Source organism: Chryseobacterium salviniae, from assembly GCF_035819015.1.
GTDB lineage: Bacteria > Bacteroidota > Bacteroidia > Flavobacteriales > Weeksellaceae > Chryseobacterium > Chryseobacterium salviniae.
Map to the genome: position 1 here is coordinate 62,951 of NZ_JAYLAA010000006.1, position 17,400 is coordinate 80,350.

The window sequence follows — 17,400 nt, forward strand, 5'->3', positions numbered from 1 at the left end:
TCTAACCGTTAATGCTTTCACATAATTATCGGCCTCCTGAATTGTCTGATGATAAGAATTCCCTGATTACCCGGATTATCTCATTTGGGTTTTCTTCAAACATATAATGACCGGTGTCTGCAAGGTGTACAATTTCGTAATTTTCTGCCTGCTGAGGCATTGCATACTGGTAAAATCCATAGGATACATTGCTGGCAATACCCAAAACCGGCATTTTAAGTTTAGCATAATCTTTACTGTCTTCAATATCCTGATAAAAGCTTTGATACCAGGCATTTGATGCACGTATTCTTTCAGGGTCATTGTAGGCATGGGCATAGACCTGTTTTTCAAATTCAGTGATTTTACTCTCGTCAATCATCACATAATGAAACAGCCAATCCAGCAAATGGTAATATCTTCCTTCCAGAAGCTTTTCCGGCAGGTGCTTGATCTGGTTGAAACCCATCCACCAGGTATAGGGCTGATTAACGTTGATTTTATCCTCAAATGTTCCTGCTGGCGGAATCATCGGCATCTGGAGCATTCCTTCATTAGGATGCAGCCCATCGGCAATCATAAGACGAGAGACGACTTCAGGAAAATTATATGCCAGGCTCATTGCTGCCATTCCGCCGATATCGTGTCCTAATACGAAAGTTTTCTGAATACCAAGCGCTTGTATAAGTTCATATATATCTTTAGCCATTGTCTTTTTATCATATCCTGAAACGGGAGTTTCCGAAGTTCCCATTCCTCTTAGATCAACAACAATAACCCGGAAATGCCTTGCAAGTTCAGGGGCAATGTTGTTAAATGAATAAAACGTCTGTGGCCATCCGGGAAGGCAGATCAGAGGAGCTCCTTTTCCTCCTTCCACGTAGTGCAGTTTTGTACCGTTTACTTCAATCATGTGGTTTGTAAATCCTTCCCAGTTGCGGAGAAGAAATTCATCAGTGTATTGGCTTTCCATATTTTCAGTTAATTTCTTTTAAAACTTTTTCAGCGGGAATCCATTGTATTCCTGAATACCTTTCATTTTCGGTTTTCTGATGATGAGCGGCAAACATACAGTACAGATACTGCATTTGCTGCCAGGAAGGATAAAGTTCTTTTTCATCTTCCGGATGTTCTCTGCGAATTTTGTTTATGGTTTCCATGAAGTGATCCATAGTCCCTAAGTTCTGAAGCTGAAAAGGAGTGTTGTACATGTTTTCGGAAAGAGCCTGAAGCTCAGAAGGGCTTATTTGAAAATCTGCAATGCTGAGTGAGCGCGGCGCATGGTCATCCAGGGCGGCACACGCCGTAAAAGCTGCTGTGTTCTCAAGGGTCGTAAAATCAATTTTCCAGTCGGATTTATCTTCAAAATAACCGATTGAATGTTTTTTAATATCCAGAAGTGGAATATTGTACTTCAAAACATAGGAAAAAGCACCGTTGAAAATAGAAGTTGCCTGTATGGAACTGTTATTGATAGTTTCTGAAAAGGCTTTCCGGAGATCGAAATTCCGGTTGACTCCCAATGGCAAAAGTGTATAATCGGTACAGAAATCGGAAGGTATAAATCGGGGAACTTTTGCCTTTATTGCTGCATAAAGCAAAGCCGACTGAGTGTTTATAATAACTTCTTCCAGTCCTGCAAGTGCGGAAATTACACATGATGCCCCTGAACAGGCGGATTCAAGTATTGATGGATTGTTAAAATCTACTTCAATAATCGTTACTCCTGCATTTTTCAAAGCTGTTACTTTCCCGGGATCGCTGCCTGAACGAACTGCTGCCTTTACATCTGCACCCTGCTTCAGCAATTCTCCGCATATTTTTTCTCCGAGATTTCCCGTAGCCCCTGCTACTAAAATTGTTTTTTTCATAGTAATGATCTTATTTGTTGATCAAAACTATAGATTAATCAAAACGGTACAACTACCATTTGGTAGATTTTATTTTCGTATGTTTTTCCGAATGCGGCTCAATGCATTGGGTGTGATTCCTAAATAGGAAGCCAGTTGCTTTACCGAAACGCGCTGCATAAATCCGGGCTTTTGTAAAAATTCAAGATACCGCTCTTCCACAGTCATGGTCTGAAACCGGATAATTTCATCAATCATCCGTATCGCCATCGATTCCCATATTTTTCTTCCGAATTCCTGCCATGCCGGGATTTGGCGGTAAAGAATTTCCATATCTTTTCTTTCAATGTAATACAATTCGGTTTCCTCAATGGCTTCTATATTGAAGCGTGTTGGTTCCTGATACTTAAAGCTCGAAATTTCTGTAAAAAATTCGCCGGGAAGTACTACCCATGCAGTGAGTTCCCGTTCTTCTCCGTACACAAAACGCAGCGCGCCACAGGAAACATAATAATACCGGTCTGCTACCTGTCCTCTTTTCAGCAGAAGCTTTCCTTTATCTAAGTTCTTTGAATGGAATTTAGACATAATCAAATACAATTCATCTTCAGAAAAGCAGCCATTAATGTTAATAAAATCGGATAAATCTTTCATAAAAATGATTGTATTTATTGATAAAACTTTATAACAGACCTTTTTGATCAGCCATTTAATTTTTTTATTACTTTTTCAACGGTAACGCCCTGAACAATAATCGAGAAAATAACAATCACAAAAGTAATGGATACGATAATATTTTTAAAAGGACTTGATGGAAGGGATAACGATAATGCGATGGATATACCGCCTCTCAGGCCTCCCCAGGTCATGATCAGCAGGGATTTCGTTCCCAGCTCTTTTTTAAACCTGAAAAATAGTGCAGGAAAATATAGGGAAAAGAATCGGGCAAAAATAAGAACGATTGCCATGATAACACCAATAATGAAATAATCCGGCTCAAAAGTCACTACAACAATTTCAAGGCCTATCAGCATAAACAGAATGGCATTTAGCACCTCATCAGTCACTTCCCAGAACTTTCCGAAATAATCCCGTGTAATGTCGCTCATTGCTAATTCCGTACCTCTGTTTCCTGTGAGAATTCCTGCTACAACCATCGCTAAAGGCCCCGATATGTGCAGATAATGGCACAAACTGTAGCCTCCCATAACCATAGCCAGCGAAATGAGAATCTCAGTCTGAAAATGATTTATGGATTTTATCAGCCGATATCCTGTATACCCGATGATCAGACCTGCCAGAATTCCCCCGATGGCTTCCTGCAAGAAGAGTTTTGCAATATCTGCGGTGCCAAAATTATCAGTTCCTGCTACTGCTATTTGGGATATGGTAGCAAAAATCACTACTCCGATGCCGTCATTAAAAAGAGATTCGCCTACAATATTGGTTTCAATTTTTTTGGAAAGATTGGCTTTTGTAAGAATTCCCATTACGGCAATAGGGTCTGTGGGAGAAATTAAGGCCCCGAAAAGAAGACAGTAAATAAGCGGTATATTTTGTCCGAAAAGCGGCAATATATAAAATAAGGCAAATCCTACGGCGGCGGTTGAAATAAGGGTTCCCAGCGTGGCAAAGCTTACGATGCTTTTGGATGAAGCTTTCAAATCCGGGAAAGATATATGCAATGAGCCTGCAAATAGCAGAAAGCTTAATAATATTCCCAGAAGAAACTCTGAAAAATCGATTAACAATAATTTTTCTGTGATAATTTCGGTAAACCCTTTCGAAAAATATCCGGCAATAATGACTCCCATTGCCGCAATAACGCCCATTAGCATGAGGCTTATTCCCGAAGGAAGCCTGAAAAACCTTACATTTAAATAAGAAAAGAAAGCAGCCAGTGTCATTAAGCTGGAAAAAAGTATAAATAGCTCCATGTATTAGTTCATATTATCTGCAAAAATACTTAAAATTAAATGGAAACATTGAAACTAAAGGTTAAACGAAACCTATCCATAAAAGAATTTTGTTAGGAGCCTGCTTCAAATTCGTATTTTAAAGTTACCATGTGTTTTTATGATTTTGCCAATCTTCGTCAATTTATTCAAAATTAAACAAGGAAAATTTACTAAACGCCGAATGGTGGGATGTTTGCAGGTAAAGCCTGATAAGCAATTAATATAAATAAGGATTAATTAAAAAAACAATGTATGGATAGTATATTTTTTGAAAGCTGGACTAAAGTAGGACATGTTGCCTTGCTGACGATTATTGCTTTTGTAACACTTTTCCTGTTCATAAGAATTTCAGGAAAACGAACACTTGCGAAGTTTAATGCATTCGATTTTGTGGTAACGGTAACACTCGGATCGGTTTTAGCCTATATGATGCTTGCACAGGTGAATCTTACAGAAGGTACCGTGGTACTGCTTCTTATTATTGCAATGCAGTTGCTTTTTGCGAAACTTTCCAGGAGATCCGTTGTTATAGAAAGGCTGCTCAACGCCTCCCCGAAGCTGTTGTTTTATAAAGGCTCTTATCTTGAAAATAATATGGAAAAGGAATTGGTTACCAGGCAAGAAATTTTGGCCTCCATCCGTCAGAAAGGAATTGGGAATGTAGATGATGTACTGGCGGTAGTGATTGAAGCGAATGGAGATCTAAGTGTTATTAAAAAGTCTCATAACAGCAATACAAACAGTTCATTAAAAGGAATAGAAAGCCATGAAAATGAAACGGTTTAAAACAATTATTTTTAGCTTTTTACATTACCACAAAAATCACAAACTGCAAATAAAAAAGCCATAATATCTATAAATTAATTTAATCAGGTTTAAAATTGAAAAATGAAAACTTTTGCATACATAATGCTATTTTATTCTGTTTCACTCTTGATTATTTTTACGTTTTTTTCATTAAGCCTTTTTTGCAGCCACCTGCTCAGCTGATCCTGATCGATTTCATTCCCGGAATACAATAAAGTGAACTGAAGTCTCGTACTGTCGGTATTCGGGTACTGTTCAATCTTTCCGTAAGAAACATTAGCGATCTTCGGGTATAGGATTTCTATTTCTTTAAGAAGCGTAGAATCGCCTACTTTATAAGAATCCAGCTCCTGCCGGAGTTTTGAGATAGCGATATCTTTTTCCGAAATATTGCTGTCAAATTTATTGATCTCGCTTAATATTTCAGATTTAATGTCGGTTTCATTCTGTCGGATAGTAAGCTGTGTATCCAAAAGCCCGTGATCTGCAAGCATTTTGTTGAACGAAGCAATTTCTTTTTCCGTAAATTTTTTATTAAGGAAGGCCAGGTCAATCGTTTTGGGACTTGAATTATAATTGATTTTTTTATAAATTACCGTATAGCCATTGTTTTCAAATTCCTTTTGAATAAACGTTTCCGCTGTTTTATTAAACTTTTTTTCATTGAATAAACTGTACGCCAGATAGAAGCTGGGAACAATCATCACAATAATCAAAATTGAAATGCCGTACCTGATCCTTTTTTCGTATTTGCTTTCAATGAGCGAAGAAGGATACTGGAGAAATTTCACCACAAAAAACGTGGCAATACAAATGAAAAAACAATTGATGGTATACAGATAAAAAGCACCGAAAAAATAAGAAAAATTAAATGTTGCCAACCCGAATCCTGCAGTACAAAGGGGCGGCATCAATGCGGTTGCAATGGCTACACCGGGAATGGGATTCCCTTTTTCAACCCTGGTGATGGCAATAACCCCCACCAATCCGCCAAAAAAAGCAATCAGCACATCGTAAATCGTAGGTGCTGTACGTGCTAAAAGTTCTGACTGAACATCTTTAAACGGACTGATATAAAAATAAACAGCAGAAACCGTAAGGCTCACAAACGTGGCAATCAGAAGATTTTTGAATGACTTTTTAAGCAGAGAAAAATTATAGGTTCCCAGCGCAAAGCCCGCACCAACGATAGGTCCCATCAACGGGGAAATAAGCATTGCTCCGATAATTACCGCTGTTGAATTTACATTCAGCCCAATGGAAGCAATGATGATGGCACATGCTAAAATCCAAAGGTTAGAGCCTCTGAAGGATATATTTGCAATGACATTATCAAGAACTTTATCTTTACTTTCTTCGCCATTATGAAGATTGATAAAATTGAAGATATTTCTAATCATATTACTTTTATTTTGCAGATCTTCCAAGTACCTTAATTTCTCTGGAAGATGCCACAAAAATAAAGATTTTTAACTGTTGATGCTATTTTTATTGAAATAAACCATCCGGTACAGCTTTATACCTTAAAATTTATTATAAAAAAATTGTCATTCCAGCGATAAAAAAATGTAAGGTTAATAACTACAAAAGAAAATGAAGGGTTGTTCAAAAAAAATCTTTGATTTTTATTCTTTTGAAAGTTCTGAATATCTTAATTATTGCGTCATGATGATATGTTCAGACGAAAATTGAATAAAGAAAAACAATAGAATTTTAGCCTCGTTCATTTGCTCTTTCTTTTAAGGTTGGAAGAAAAACGATTTACTTATATTTGTCCAGCAAAGCCCATTCAAATGTTTAAAAAAATTTTTACTGTACTTATTCTTAGCTTTTATACGGTTTTTTGTTCGGCCCAACAGGTGCGGCCTGCAAAATCTTCTGACATTTACCGTGAACTTAAAACACTCAAAAACCTGCCTAAAGTGTTATACCTTGCCGCTCATCCCGACGATGAAAACACCGGACTCCTTTCCTGGCTGGTAAACGACCGGAATGTGGAAACGGGATATTTGTCATTAACCAGAGGTGATGGCGGTCAGAATTTATTAGGTACCGAGCAGGGTGCAGCATTGGGTTTAATCAGAACGCATGAACTTTTAGAAGCCAGGAAGTTAGACGGAGCACAGCAGTTTTTTACCCGCGTCATTGATTTCGGGTTTTCTAAAAACACCACCGATACTTTTAAACAGTGGGATGAAAACAGTATTGTTGCGGATGTAGTCTGGGTAATCCGGAAATTCCGTCCTGATGTGATCATCTGCCGTTTTCCGCCTACGGCTGCGGCGGGTCACGGGCAACATGCAGCTTCGGCAGTGGTGGCAGAAAAAGCGTTTAAGCTTGCAGGCGATAAAACGGCTTTCCCCAATCAACTGAAATATGTTAATGCATGGCAGCCAAAACGCCTTATGTGGAACACATTCCGCTTTGGTTCCGTAAATACTACCGCAGAAAATCAACTGAAAATTACAGTCGGGCAATATGATCCACAGTTGGGAATGGGCTATGGTGAGCTGGCCGGAATCAGCAGAAGTCTGCACAAAAGCCAGGGTGCAGGAACACAATCTGTCGCCGGAATTAAAACGGAATATTTTTCACACGTTGCCGGTGAGCCTGCCAAAGCAAATCTTTTTGACGGAATCAGTAAAGCCTGGACTAAAGAAGGAAACCCGGATATTGACCAGTCTTTGGATAAAATTATTTCTGATTTCAATTTCAATCATCCGGAAAACAGTTTGCCTGCTTTGCTTGCATTGAGAAAAAAAGTAATAGCATTAAAGGATTCGGATTTGAAAAAAGATAAACTTACATCTCTTGACCAAATTATTGTAAGCTGTGCCGGTTTTATGGGCGAGGTGGTGACGAATCAACCCGAAGCGGTTGCCGGAAATCAATATAATTTCAGGTTAAATGTAATTTCAAGGGCTGAAAATCCAGTCATTTTAGAAAAGGTAAAATGGCTCAATACATCAGAAAATTTCAACAGAAAATTATCCAAAGATTCATTAATTACCATTCAGCATGAAATTCAGATTCCGGAAGAAGCAGCACTCACAGAACCTTACTGGCTGGCAAAACCACCCGTAAATGCGGCGATGTTTTCCGTTTCGAGTGACACGCTGATCGGTTTGCCCGAAGCAGAATCACCGCTGAATGTTTGGGTTGATTTAAAAATTGGCTCGGAAAAGTTTCAGGTTAAGCTTCCTTTATCTTTTAAAAAATTAGACCCGGTTCGCGGTGACGTAGTCGAACCTTTACGCATTGTTCCTGCATTGGAAGTGAAATTTACCCAGCCGCTTTATCTGGCAAAAGAAAATGAAGATGTGAAGGTAAGTTTACAGTTTAAAGTAAATTCAGACAAACCGTTCCGCAATGGTACAGTAAACCTGATGTATAACGGAGAACGGTTAGGCGGCGGTGATCTTCAATCGTTCAATGGAAAATATGTTACCGTAGATTATACAATTCCAAAAACAAAGCTTGCTTCCATACCATCCAATCGACTGCAACTGGATGCAAATTTCGTTGCAGACGGAATCACGTATAATAAAAAACAGGTGTTAATTCAGTATCCGCATTTGCCTTCCCTGCAATATTTTGCACCTGCGTCGGTGACTGTAATGAAAGGCGATATTCAGTCAAATGTTAAAAAAGTCGGTTATATTGAAGGTGCGGGAGATTTTATTCCAGAGTTTCTCCGTATCGCAGGAATTCAGGTCGATGTCCTAAAAGACGAAGATTTTTACGGCAAAGCAGATGAATCCGGAAGCGGTACTCAAAATAAGCTGTCGCAATATGATGCCATTGTGATGGGTGTTCGTGCCAATAACACGGAGAAAAATCTGGGCAGGTGGATGCCGTTTTTATGGTCTTACGTGAAAGCCGGGGGAAATCTGGTGATGCAGTATAACACCAACCAGGATACCACGGTTGATCAGCTGGGAATGTACAATTTCCGTATTGCCAATAAACGCGTTACCGAAGAAAATGCAGCGGTTACCTTTGTAAACCCCGACCATAAACTGCTGAATTTCCCCAATAAGATTACTCAAAATGATTTCAACGGCTGGGTACAGGAACGAGGTGCGTATTTTCCGGATCAATGGGATGCAGCTTATGAGTCGCTTTTTGAAATGCACGATACGGGTGAAGAGCCATTACAGGGTTCAACCTTATATGCAAAATATGGGAAGGGGAACTTCATTTATACGCCGTTGGCGTTTTTCCGACAGCTGCCTGCCGGAAATGTGGGAGCCGCAAGATTGTTTTTAAACTTTTTATCTGCACAGAAAAACTGATGAATAAGAGAATTAATTGGGAGATCTGGTATCTGTTATTAGCATTTGCTTTAGTATTGCAGATCGTATTGTATTATTGGTTTACTAAATTCTGGGCATGAGCACAATAGATTGGACAGTTCTTATATGTACTCTGGTTGCGGTGGTTGTTTACGGCGTTTTCATCGGGCGTGGACAGAAAAGCAACGCATCCTACCTGAAAGCAGATAATAAAATGCCGTGGTACATTGTGCTCATCGGGATTATGGCAACGCAGGCAAGTGCGATTACTTTTCTTTCGGCGCCGGGACAGGCGTATACCGACGGAATGCGTTTCGTGCAGTATTATTTCGGGCTGCCTTTGGCGATGATCGTGATCTGCATTACTTTCATCCCGATTTTTCAGCGTTTAAATGTGTACACGGCTTACGAATATTTAGAAAACCGTTTTGATAAAAAAACAAGAGTACTCACTTCACTGCTTTTCCTTTTTTCCAGAGGGTTGTCTACAGGAATCAGCATTTATGCACCGAGCATCATCTTATCCAGCGTGTTGAACTGGAATATTTATTTAACCAATGTTTTAACAGGCGGAATTTTATTGATCTACACCTATATTGGAGGAGCAAAAGCGATTGCACACACCCAAAAACTGCAATTTCTCATTATTTTGGGAACCATGGCTTTTGCCGGGTATTTGCTTATTCAAAATATGCCGAACGGAATCGGTTTTAAAGATGCGCTTTATCTGGCCGGGAAATCAGGAAAACTCAATGTCATCACTACAGAGTTCGACTGGAAAGACAAATACAACATCTGGAGCGGAATCATCGGCGGATTTTTCCTTGCCCTTTCTTATTTCGGGACAGATCAGAGTCAGGTGGGAAGGTATATTACCGCGAAAGACAATACCAATGCAAAAATGGGCTTGCTGCTGAACGGGTTGGTTAAAATTCCCATGCAGTTTGCGATTCTTTTAATTGGTGCTTTGCTTTTCGCTTTCTTTTCCCTGAAACCGGCTCCGATTTATTTTAACGAACGTTCTTATCAGTATTTAAAAGAAAATCAACCGGAGAAAGCTGAGGTATTTGAAAAAGAACATCAGGATTTACAGGCAAAATTCAATACAGAATCAAAAGAAATTTTAAAGCTGAAAGAAACAAATGCGCCACAATTGGAAGCAAAAATTCAGGATTTTAAAAATACGCAGGCCCAGGTAAAAGATCTTCACGGAAGGGTAGAGGAAGCGATCAACCGCTCAAACTTTAATGCCGAGAAAACGGATACCAATTATATTTTCCTGTATTTCGTGAAAAATACGCTGCCGGTAGGAATGATCGGGTTGCTGTTTGCCGTTATTTTCCTGGCGAGCTGGGGTTCTATTTCGGCGGCGCTGAATTCTCTGGCAGCCTGTTCGGTAAAAGATATTCATCTGATCTTTAAAAAAGAAATTCCGGATGAAAAAACCGAACTGAAGTACAGCCGACTGCATACGTTAGCCTGGGGAATTTTTTCGATTGGCGTTGCCATGTTTGCCACGCAGATGGGTTCGCTCATCGAAGCGGTGAATGTATTAGGCTCCCTTTTCTATGGCCCGATCCTGGGGATTTTCCTGGTGGCATTTTACTATAAAAAAATCAACGGACAGAATGTATTTATTTCTGCCATCTTAGCTGAAATTACGGTCATTGCGGTGTATCAGTTCGATATCGTTTCTTTTCTCTGGCTCAATGTGATCGGTGCGGCGGCGGTCATTTTATTTTCTTCCATCGGGTTATTGTTTTATAAGCCGAAAGCAGTACATTCGTAAACGAAAAAGAATAATATAAAAAGCCTGTTTACATTTTGGCAGAAAACCAAAGGCTCACGCAAAGTATGGTGATGACGCAGATATCTACGCAAAAAAAATCTGCCAAATCTGCCCGATCTGCGAGCGTATTATTAGCATAAAGGGAACATCAGCCTAAGAACAGGTAAAAAATATCATTCTGAAAATATACTTTGACAACAAACAAACAAATAAAGTGTTATGAAAACAATTTTTAAATCTGCTACCGTACTTGTTGCTGCGATGACGATTTCCGTAAACGCCTTTGCACAGGAAACTAAAAAACCGGCAAGTCCTCCAATGACGGCTACGGGAAAAATCAAAGATGCCGACATTACCATCAACTACAGCAGTCCTTCTGTGAAAGACCGCAAAATATGGGGCGACCTGGTTCCTTACGATAAAGTTTGGCGTGCAGGTGCCAATGAGGCAACGACTTTTGAAACAAGCAAAGACATTACCGTTCAGGGTAAAAAACTTCCTGCCGGAAAATACAGCTTTTTCCTGATCCCTAAAGCCAGCGGTTTGTGGACGGCCATCTTCAACAAAGAGCCAAAACAATGGGGCGCTTACAAATACGAACAGGCGAAAGATGCGTTGCGTGTAGATGTAAAAACAAAAGCGTTACCAACAACCCAGGAAGCGTTGGTGTACAAGATCAACAAAAACGGATTCACCATGGATTGGGATCAGATCTCTGTTCCTGTGGAGGTAAAGTAAGCTTGAATATGAAATTTGAAATCCCGGTTTTGCCGGGATTTTTTTTGATTATCTGTCAAGATAAGTATGTCAAATTTCATATGCTAAAATAGTAAGGCTGAAGAACACTAAACCCTATATTTTAGAGGGTTTTAATTATTTTTTAGAAGATTTTGATTTTACAACAGCATTCACTTTAATTCGACCATTATGTAATTTCTCAATTTCAAAATTACCATTAAAGGTGCTTATATTCGCTAACCTTAACAAATCTTGGTGAGAAAATTTATGATAAGGGTTAGAAATATCATTTCTTGTTTTAGAATTATATGTAATTTTCTTTAAAGACATTACCATGTATTATTCAAACAATCATACAACAAATCGTATGCCTGTTTTTGAGTATCCAAAGTTAAACAATAATCTTTCTTTCTTCTATTATTTTTTAACGCAACAATAGTATATTTATTATTCGTGTCGTTATATGTACAAGTTACTACATAGTTTTGTTTCTCCCATTTTTCGAGATTAGTGGTCTTTGAATATACCCAATCATCGCTATTATTTATTTTGCTTAAATCATTCAACATTTCTAAAACTGAATCATATCTTTCATTTGGATCAGCCTTAAGTGCTTTTCTGATTACTTGTATAATACCTTTTGGTATATGTGGTAAAAAATAATTTCTAATTGGAAATTTTTCACGAATTAAATTATTGATAAAGATGCCATCATTGGTAACGCCCTTAGATGTAAAAGATTCATCTAATTGTTGAAAAAAGATGTCATCACCATTGCACATTCTAAATAAAGTTAATCCTGATTGATAAATATCAAATTTAATATTATGTGCTGGTTGTGAAAATAATTCTGGGGGCGCAAATTCTTTAGTTGTACCTCTGATATTAGCAAATCCATAGAACCCTAAGTATTCTGCTAATCCAAAATCAGATATAGATGCAGTATTAGTGTTGTCAATTAATATATTTTCAGGTTTGATATCATAATGTATTAATTGTTTTGAATGAATAAAGTTTAACCCTGAAAGGAATTGTAATGAATATCTAATTATTTCTCTGGATGTTAAGAATTTATCATCAATTATAGATTTCAGGGATCCTTTTGGATATAATGGCATGGCGAGATATATAAAATCATTATCTTGACAGCCATACATTACTTTTACAACATTATGGTGAGATGAGAAGTATAATTTTTGTGATTCTTCAAAATACTTATCAATATCAGTAAAATTACTTTTTGGAATCTTTTTAATTACAATTTCAGCATTTAATTGTGTGTCTATAGCTTTATATACAGTAGCTTCGCCGCCAGAGCCAATTCTGCTACCAAGTGTGAAATTTAATAAGGTATTTGTAAACATAATTAAAGATTTAGCGCAGCATTTGCAGTTAAAATAGTTTCTCTTTCTTCCAATGATAATTTATCCCAATTGATTTCTGTTGGGATATTCTCATAATGTAAGTCTGCTTGTGCATATTTCTTAAACTCATCCCTTTTAATTCCTAAAAGTGATGTAAATTCTGCAATTTGTCCAGCTTTATATTTTTCTACGTTAGAACTTGCAATCGTTTCTTGTAAGACACCCTCTATATAGACCCTCTCATTTATTGTACTATTGAAAGTTATACCAAATTCACAAATTCTTATTATTGCCTTCTTAACCCCGTATTGAAGAAGAATATCCAATATTGTATTACGAACAAAGTTTAAAGCTTCTGGCCAATTAAGTGCTAATGGTATTTTTAAATGTGTAATGTCAACGTAGTTAAGTGAGCCATCTGGTAACTCTTCTAGAATGCAATAATAAATCTTACTATTAGATTTTACTCTTAAACCGATTACTGTCATGAAATATTTGTTATTAGTTTTTTCAAATATAAAAATATTTTTCACATCGGATTTACGGTTTTCCGTAAAGATTATTATTATACTGCTTCTTCTTCTAAATTTATATTTTCCTAATAATTTCCTGATTTTCATCAACCTGTTTTTCTATATTTTCTTGAACAGTTGTAAAAGTCGAATTTTCTAATTTTCTGCGATGAATTCTTTTAATGATTTCATAATATTGAATTTATAGTATATATGTATTGTATCTAATAATGATGGCTTTTCTGTTAATTTAGTTATTGTAAAATACTTAAACAAAATGAATGATATTAATTGACAATTAATAAATTTACAGTAAAATAATAAACTAATACTATGAATCGTATAATATTAATTGGAAATGGTTTTGACTTAGCTCATGGAATGAAAACAAGTTATGGCGATTTTATTGACGATTATTGGATGACAAAAAAACAAGATATGTTTGATAATCACATAGGTGAAAAATATCAAGATGACTGCATATCAATTGATAGGATACCTAATGCAAGATTTGTTGACAGTGAAAATGATTACCAAAATATTCTGAGAAGTTTAAGCAGTATTGGTCAAAAAATAAGCTATAAGAATGAGTTTTTTAATCTTCTTAACAAAAATAAATCAACATTAAATTGGGTCGATATTGAAAATGATTATTACCTTTTGTTAAAAGCTTGCTATAAAAAACCATCAAAATATACCATAACAAAATTAAATAAAGAATTTGCTGTTATAGAATCTTTACTAGAAAAATATTTGACAAAAGTCCAACAACAATTTTCTATAAGTTTCCCAATTTCTGCTGAAGATATTAGTTTTAGAAATTCAATCAATGAAGTTATATATTCTGATTTTAATTTGAGAGATTTTTCAGAAGCTACTATTAATCAATTGACAGAAGAAATTTTTCAGAAATTTCATTCTAATATTAAAGATTTAGAAAAGGGTCATATTGATATTGAAGACCTTAATTTAAATGAAAGAGAAAGTAGATTACATATTGCTTTAAGCAATATAAGTGATAAGAAAAAAAAAATAAAAGAATTATTAACTTCTAATTCGTCACTAAATTATTTTCGATATAGACCAAGCGAAGTGTTATTTCTAAATTTTAATTATACTTCAACTGAAAACTTTTATGATAGTAGACCAACTGATAGAGAATTTGGCAATGATATATCAACTGATGTAATTCACATACACGGAATTTTAAATAATAAAACTGATAACAAGATAATTTTTGGCTTTGGAGATGAAATAGATAAAGATTATTTAGAAATAGAAAATCTTAATGACAATGAATATTTGCAAAATATTAAATCAATGAAGTATCTTGAAAGTGATTCTTATAAAAAATTATTGGAATTTATTAACTCAAATAATTATCAAGTATTTATATTTGGTCATTCTTGTGGTATTTCTGATAGAACTTTATTAAATACTTTATTTGAACATAAAAATTGCAACTCAATAAAACCATATTACCGACTTAAAGACGATGGAAAAGACAATTATAGTGAAATGATTAGAAATATTTCGAGAAATTTTACAGATAAGGCATCAATGAGGGATAAAGTTGTAAATAAAGAATATACAAATGCACTATTTAGATAGTAAAATGGAGAACACAATGTTCTCCATTTTTATAGCTGTAATGTTGTTTACTTAACTTGGTATTAACTAATATATCATTATCAATTATAATTACTTATAATAGGTGAAGAATATAAATACTGTTTGTAGAAGTTTATAAAACCCCAACTCTCGTCAGGATTCTTAATATATTTACTTTAAAGCCCAGCCATTTCAAAAAATTTAGATAATTTAATATTTTGGGCTTCACATATTCTCATGATGGTAATTAAACTGATCTGATAATTTTCATCTTCCCTAATTCTTCTTACCGTCTTTTCATCAATATTATTTTCATTAGCAAATTGGCTGTTATTGTTCATAGGAATAACCCATTTATCCCTTATAAATTCAACGATCTTTCTATTTGCAATTTCCATAGAAACAAATAAAAGCGTAATTCTGTAAAACAATTCGGACTGAAATCCGAATTGTGGCAAATTTTTATTACATTTGCAAAGTCCGCTATCAAAAAAACCCAAAGAAAAAAACACCCATGAAAAAAAACAAAAACTTCGAATCCCGTTTCTGGTCCGGCCGGAACAAACATTCCGCATTGGCGCTGATGGAAGTATTTTTCCAGTTCCATGACCTGGTCACCGCCAAAGAACGGCTCCATCACATCATACAATACGCTGCACAAAAGAAAACCCGTATCCCGGAAGATCCTTCCGTTGTCTTTCACTTTCACCAGTCGTTGAGGTCGTTTATTCGGGCAGGGTGGTGCCTTCAAAAGAAATGCAGGAAATGGCGGGTTCATACACTTCCGGAACAAAGCAGTCCGCTCTTGCAAAGTTCACTGTCGGAAGAAGAATACCGCAATCCGGCAAAAGTTTTCCAAAAAGCTTTTAAAGAATACGATCTTGAGGAATTCGGGGAGTTCCTGTCGGAAGTCGTACATTTCTCACTCGGCACGTTCAATAATACTCCGGAGCGAAATATCGTAGGTCCGTATCTGCACCTCACCAAAATGCTGGATGCATCATGGCTCATCCTCGAGAGAAAAAACAGCAAAAAAGAATCTTCCATCTAAGCTCTGTTTTACAACGCCTGCAATACTATCCATGTTGGATTCTGGTGTGCTTTACCATGCTAAACAGCTTCTGTATTCTGTTAAAAATTACTATAAAAGCACATCCATCAGTGTGTTAATGCGGTCATTGTCTTTGCACTCAATTAATAATCTGCTCATTATCATTTCATTTTTTCTGAAAACTTTAGATACCACATAGAACCATAATTATGGCGAAACCCGTAATGGCGGTCTCTGTTTTGCTGTAAGTACTGCAACACCAATAAAAAAATATAATATGTTAGCAATGAATTTTCGCGGACCCTTCCGCGTACGGGCAGACCATAATATGCCCGAACCGAAAATAGAACATCCTGAAGACGCTATTGTGAAGGTATTGAGATCCTGCATCTGCGGATCGGATCTGCATCTTTATCACGGACTGGTTCCCGATACACGAACAGGAACTACTTTTGGCCATGAGTTTATCGGAGAAGTGGTTGAGATCGGCTCTTCCGTACAAAACCTGAAAGTGGGCGATAAGGTAATGGTTCCTTTTAATATTTCCTGCGGTAAATGTGCTTTCTGTAAACAGGAATTGTATGGCAACTGCCATGAATCTAATCCGATGGCCACTGCAGTAGGCGGTATTTTCGGATATTCTCATACGGCCGGTGGTTATCAGGGCGGACAGGCAGAATATGCCCGCGTTCCTTACGCAGATGTAGGCCCAACCGTCATTCCCGACTGGATGGATCCCGATGATGCCGTGCTTCTTACCGATGTCGTTCCAACAGGATATCAGGCGGCAGAAATGGCAGGAATTCAGAAAGGCGATACGGTAGTGGTTTTCGGAGCCGGACCAATCGGTATTATGGCAGCAAAATCAGCATGGCTTTTCGGAGCCGGAAGAGTAATCGTGATTGACGAGCTGGAATACAGGCTTGATTTCGTGGCGAAATATGCTCAATGTGAAGCTTATAATTTTAACAGCATCGGCGACCCGGTGGTTTTCATAAAAACACAAACCGATTCTCTGGGTGCGGATGTCTGCATCGATGCTGTGGGCTGCGAGGCAAAAGGAAATCTTATGAATACCATTATGGGAACCAAGCTGCTTTTACAGGGTGGTTCTACCACGGCGCTCCATTGGGCGATTAATTCTGTGAAAAAGGGCGGAATTGTTTCTATTGTAGGGGTTTACGGCCCTACGGATGCTTTGGTGCCGATAGGAAATGTGGTGAATAAAGGAATCACGATCCGGGCTAACCAGGCCGCGGTAAAACGCAACCTGCCAAAGCTGATTGAGCACGTAAAAAACGGAATTCTCAATCCGAAAGCGATCATTACCCACCGTGTTCCGATGGAAGAAGTAGCGGATGCCTACCATATATTTTCAAGAAAGCTTGACGGCTGCATAAAGACTGTGCTTATTCCGCCAACCGCTTAAAAGTTTTAACCTAAAAA

The 17,400-nt window shown here is 37.2% G+C and carries 16 protein-coding genes; 7 read left to right on the top strand and 9 right to left on the bottom strand.

What is annotated here, in order from left to right:
• Positions 1–25: 25 nt before the first annotated feature.
• The 4 genes from SOP96_RS01315 to SOP96_RS01330 form a co-directional block, all read right to left on the bottom strand.
• Complete coding sequence (locus SOP96_RS01315) at positions 26–952, bottom strand: alpha/beta fold hydrolase (protein WP_326319428.1); 927 nt, start codon at positions 950–952, stop codon at positions 26–28.
• 4 nt (positions 953–956) lie between these two features.
• Positions 957–1,850 carry an NmrA family NAD(P)-binding protein gene (locus SOP96_RS01320; RefSeq protein WP_326319429.1) on the bottom strand — a complete coding sequence of 298 codons (894 nt, stop codon included), beginning with the start codon at positions 1,848–1,850 and terminating at the stop codon, positions 957–959.
• Positions 1,851–1,919: 69 nt separating this feature from the next.
• A complete protein-coding gene (locus tag SOP96_RS01325; RefSeq protein ID WP_326319430.1) occupies positions 1,920–2,483 on the bottom strand; it encodes a Crp/Fnr family transcriptional regulator in 564 nt (187 codons plus the stop codon).
• A 47-nt stretch (positions 2,484–2,530) separates the two neighbouring features.
• Complete coding sequence (locus SOP96_RS01330; RefSeq protein WP_326319431.1) at positions 2,531–3,766, bottom strand: cation:proton antiporter; 1,236 nt, start codon at positions 3,764–3,766, stop codon at positions 2,531–2,533.
• 273 nt (positions 3,767–4,039) lie between these two features.
• Between SOP96_RS01330 and SOP96_RS01335 the strand changes: the two genes are divergently transcribed.
• The gene (locus SOP96_RS01335) at positions 4,040–4,573 is read left to right on the top strand and encodes a DUF421 domain-containing protein (RefSeq protein ID WP_326319432.1); all 534 of its coding nucleotides are present in this window, start codon (positions 4,040–4,042) and stop codon (positions 4,571–4,573) included.
• A gap of 131 nt (positions 4,574–4,704) precedes the next feature.
• On the opposite strand, the gene SOP96_RS01340 is transcribed toward SOP96_RS01335, so the two are convergent.
• A complete protein-coding gene (locus SOP96_RS01340; RefSeq protein WP_326319433.1) occupies positions 4,705–5,994 on the bottom strand; it encodes a DUF389 domain-containing protein in 1,290 nt (429 codons plus the stop codon).
• A gap of 393 nt (positions 5,995–6,387) precedes the next feature.
• Between SOP96_RS01340 and SOP96_RS01345 the strand changes: the two genes are divergently transcribed.
• From SOP96_RS01345 to SOP96_RS01355, 3 genes are all read left to right on the top strand, one after another.
• The gene (locus SOP96_RS01345; protein ID WP_326319434.1) at positions 6,388–8,889 is read left to right on the top strand and encodes a PIG-L family deacetylase; all 2,502 of its coding nucleotides are present in this window, start codon (positions 6,388–6,390) and stop codon (positions 8,887–8,889) included.
• Between the two features lie 97 nt (positions 8,890–8,986).
• On the top strand, positions 8,987–10,678 hold the full coding sequence (locus SOP96_RS01350; RefSeq protein ID WP_326319435.1) for a sodium:solute symporter family transporter: 1,692 nt from the start codon (positions 8,987–8,989) through the stop codon (positions 10,676–10,678).
• A gap of 219 nt (positions 10,679–10,897) precedes the next feature.
• Positions 10,898–11,416: a DUF2911 domain-containing protein gene (locus tag SOP96_RS01355; RefSeq protein ID WP_326319436.1), complete on the top strand. Its 519-nt coding sequence runs from the start codon at positions 10,898–10,900 to the stop codon at positions 11,414–11,416.
• A gap of 135 nt (positions 11,417–11,551) precedes the next feature.
• On the opposite strand, the gene SOP96_RS01360 is transcribed toward SOP96_RS01355, so the two are convergent.
• From SOP96_RS01360 to SOP96_RS01370, 3 genes are read right to left on the bottom strand one after another with little or no spacing between them, the layout of a single operon-like run.
• Complete coding sequence (locus tag SOP96_RS01360) at positions 11,552–11,746, bottom strand: hypothetical protein (RefSeq protein ID WP_326319437.1); 195 nt, start codon at positions 11,744–11,746, stop codon at positions 11,552–11,554.
• Positions 11,746–12,780 carry a serine/threonine-protein kinase gene (locus SOP96_RS01365; RefSeq protein WP_326319438.1) on the bottom strand — a complete coding sequence of 345 codons (1,035 nt, stop codon included), beginning with the start codon at positions 12,778–12,780 and terminating at the stop codon, positions 11,746–11,748. The genes SOP96_RS01360 and SOP96_RS01365 overlap by 1 nt, the downstream gene beginning before the upstream one ends.
• Positions 12,781–12,782: 2 nt before the next feature.
• Positions 12,783–13,400 (bottom strand): hypothetical protein, encoded by a 618-nt coding sequence (locus SOP96_RS01370; RefSeq protein WP_326319439.1) that lies wholly within the window; start codon positions 13,398–13,400, stop codon positions 12,783–12,785.
• Positions 13,401–13,625: 225 nt separating this feature from the next.
• Between SOP96_RS01370 and SOP96_RS01375 the strand changes: the two genes are divergently transcribed.
• Positions 13,626–14,903 (top strand): AbiH family protein, encoded by a 1,278-nt coding sequence (locus SOP96_RS01375; protein WP_326319440.1) that lies wholly within the window; start codon positions 13,626–13,628, stop codon positions 14,901–14,903.
• A 176-nt stretch (positions 14,904–15,079) separates the two neighbouring features.
• Here the strand turns inward: SOP96_RS01375 and SOP96_RS01380 are convergent, their stop codons facing one another.
• Positions 15,080–15,301, bottom strand: a complete 222-nt coding sequence (locus SOP96_RS01380) for a helix-turn-helix domain-containing protein (protein ID WP_326319441.1) — start codon at positions 15,299–15,301, stop codon at positions 15,080–15,082.
• 116 nt (positions 15,302–15,417) lie between these two features.
• Between SOP96_RS01380 and SOP96_RS01385 the strand changes: the two genes are divergently transcribed.
• On the top strand, positions 15,418–15,954 hold the full coding sequence (locus SOP96_RS01385; protein WP_326319442.1) for a hypothetical protein: 537 nt from the start codon (positions 15,418–15,420) through the stop codon (positions 15,952–15,954).
• 277 nt (positions 15,955–16,231) lie between these two features.
• Positions 16,232–17,383 (top strand): zinc-dependent alcohol dehydrogenase, encoded by a 1,152-nt coding sequence (locus SOP96_RS01390; RefSeq protein ID WP_326319443.1) that lies wholly within the window; start codon positions 16,232–16,234, stop codon positions 17,381–17,383.
• The last annotated feature ends 17 nt before the right edge of the window (positions 17,384–17,400 follow it).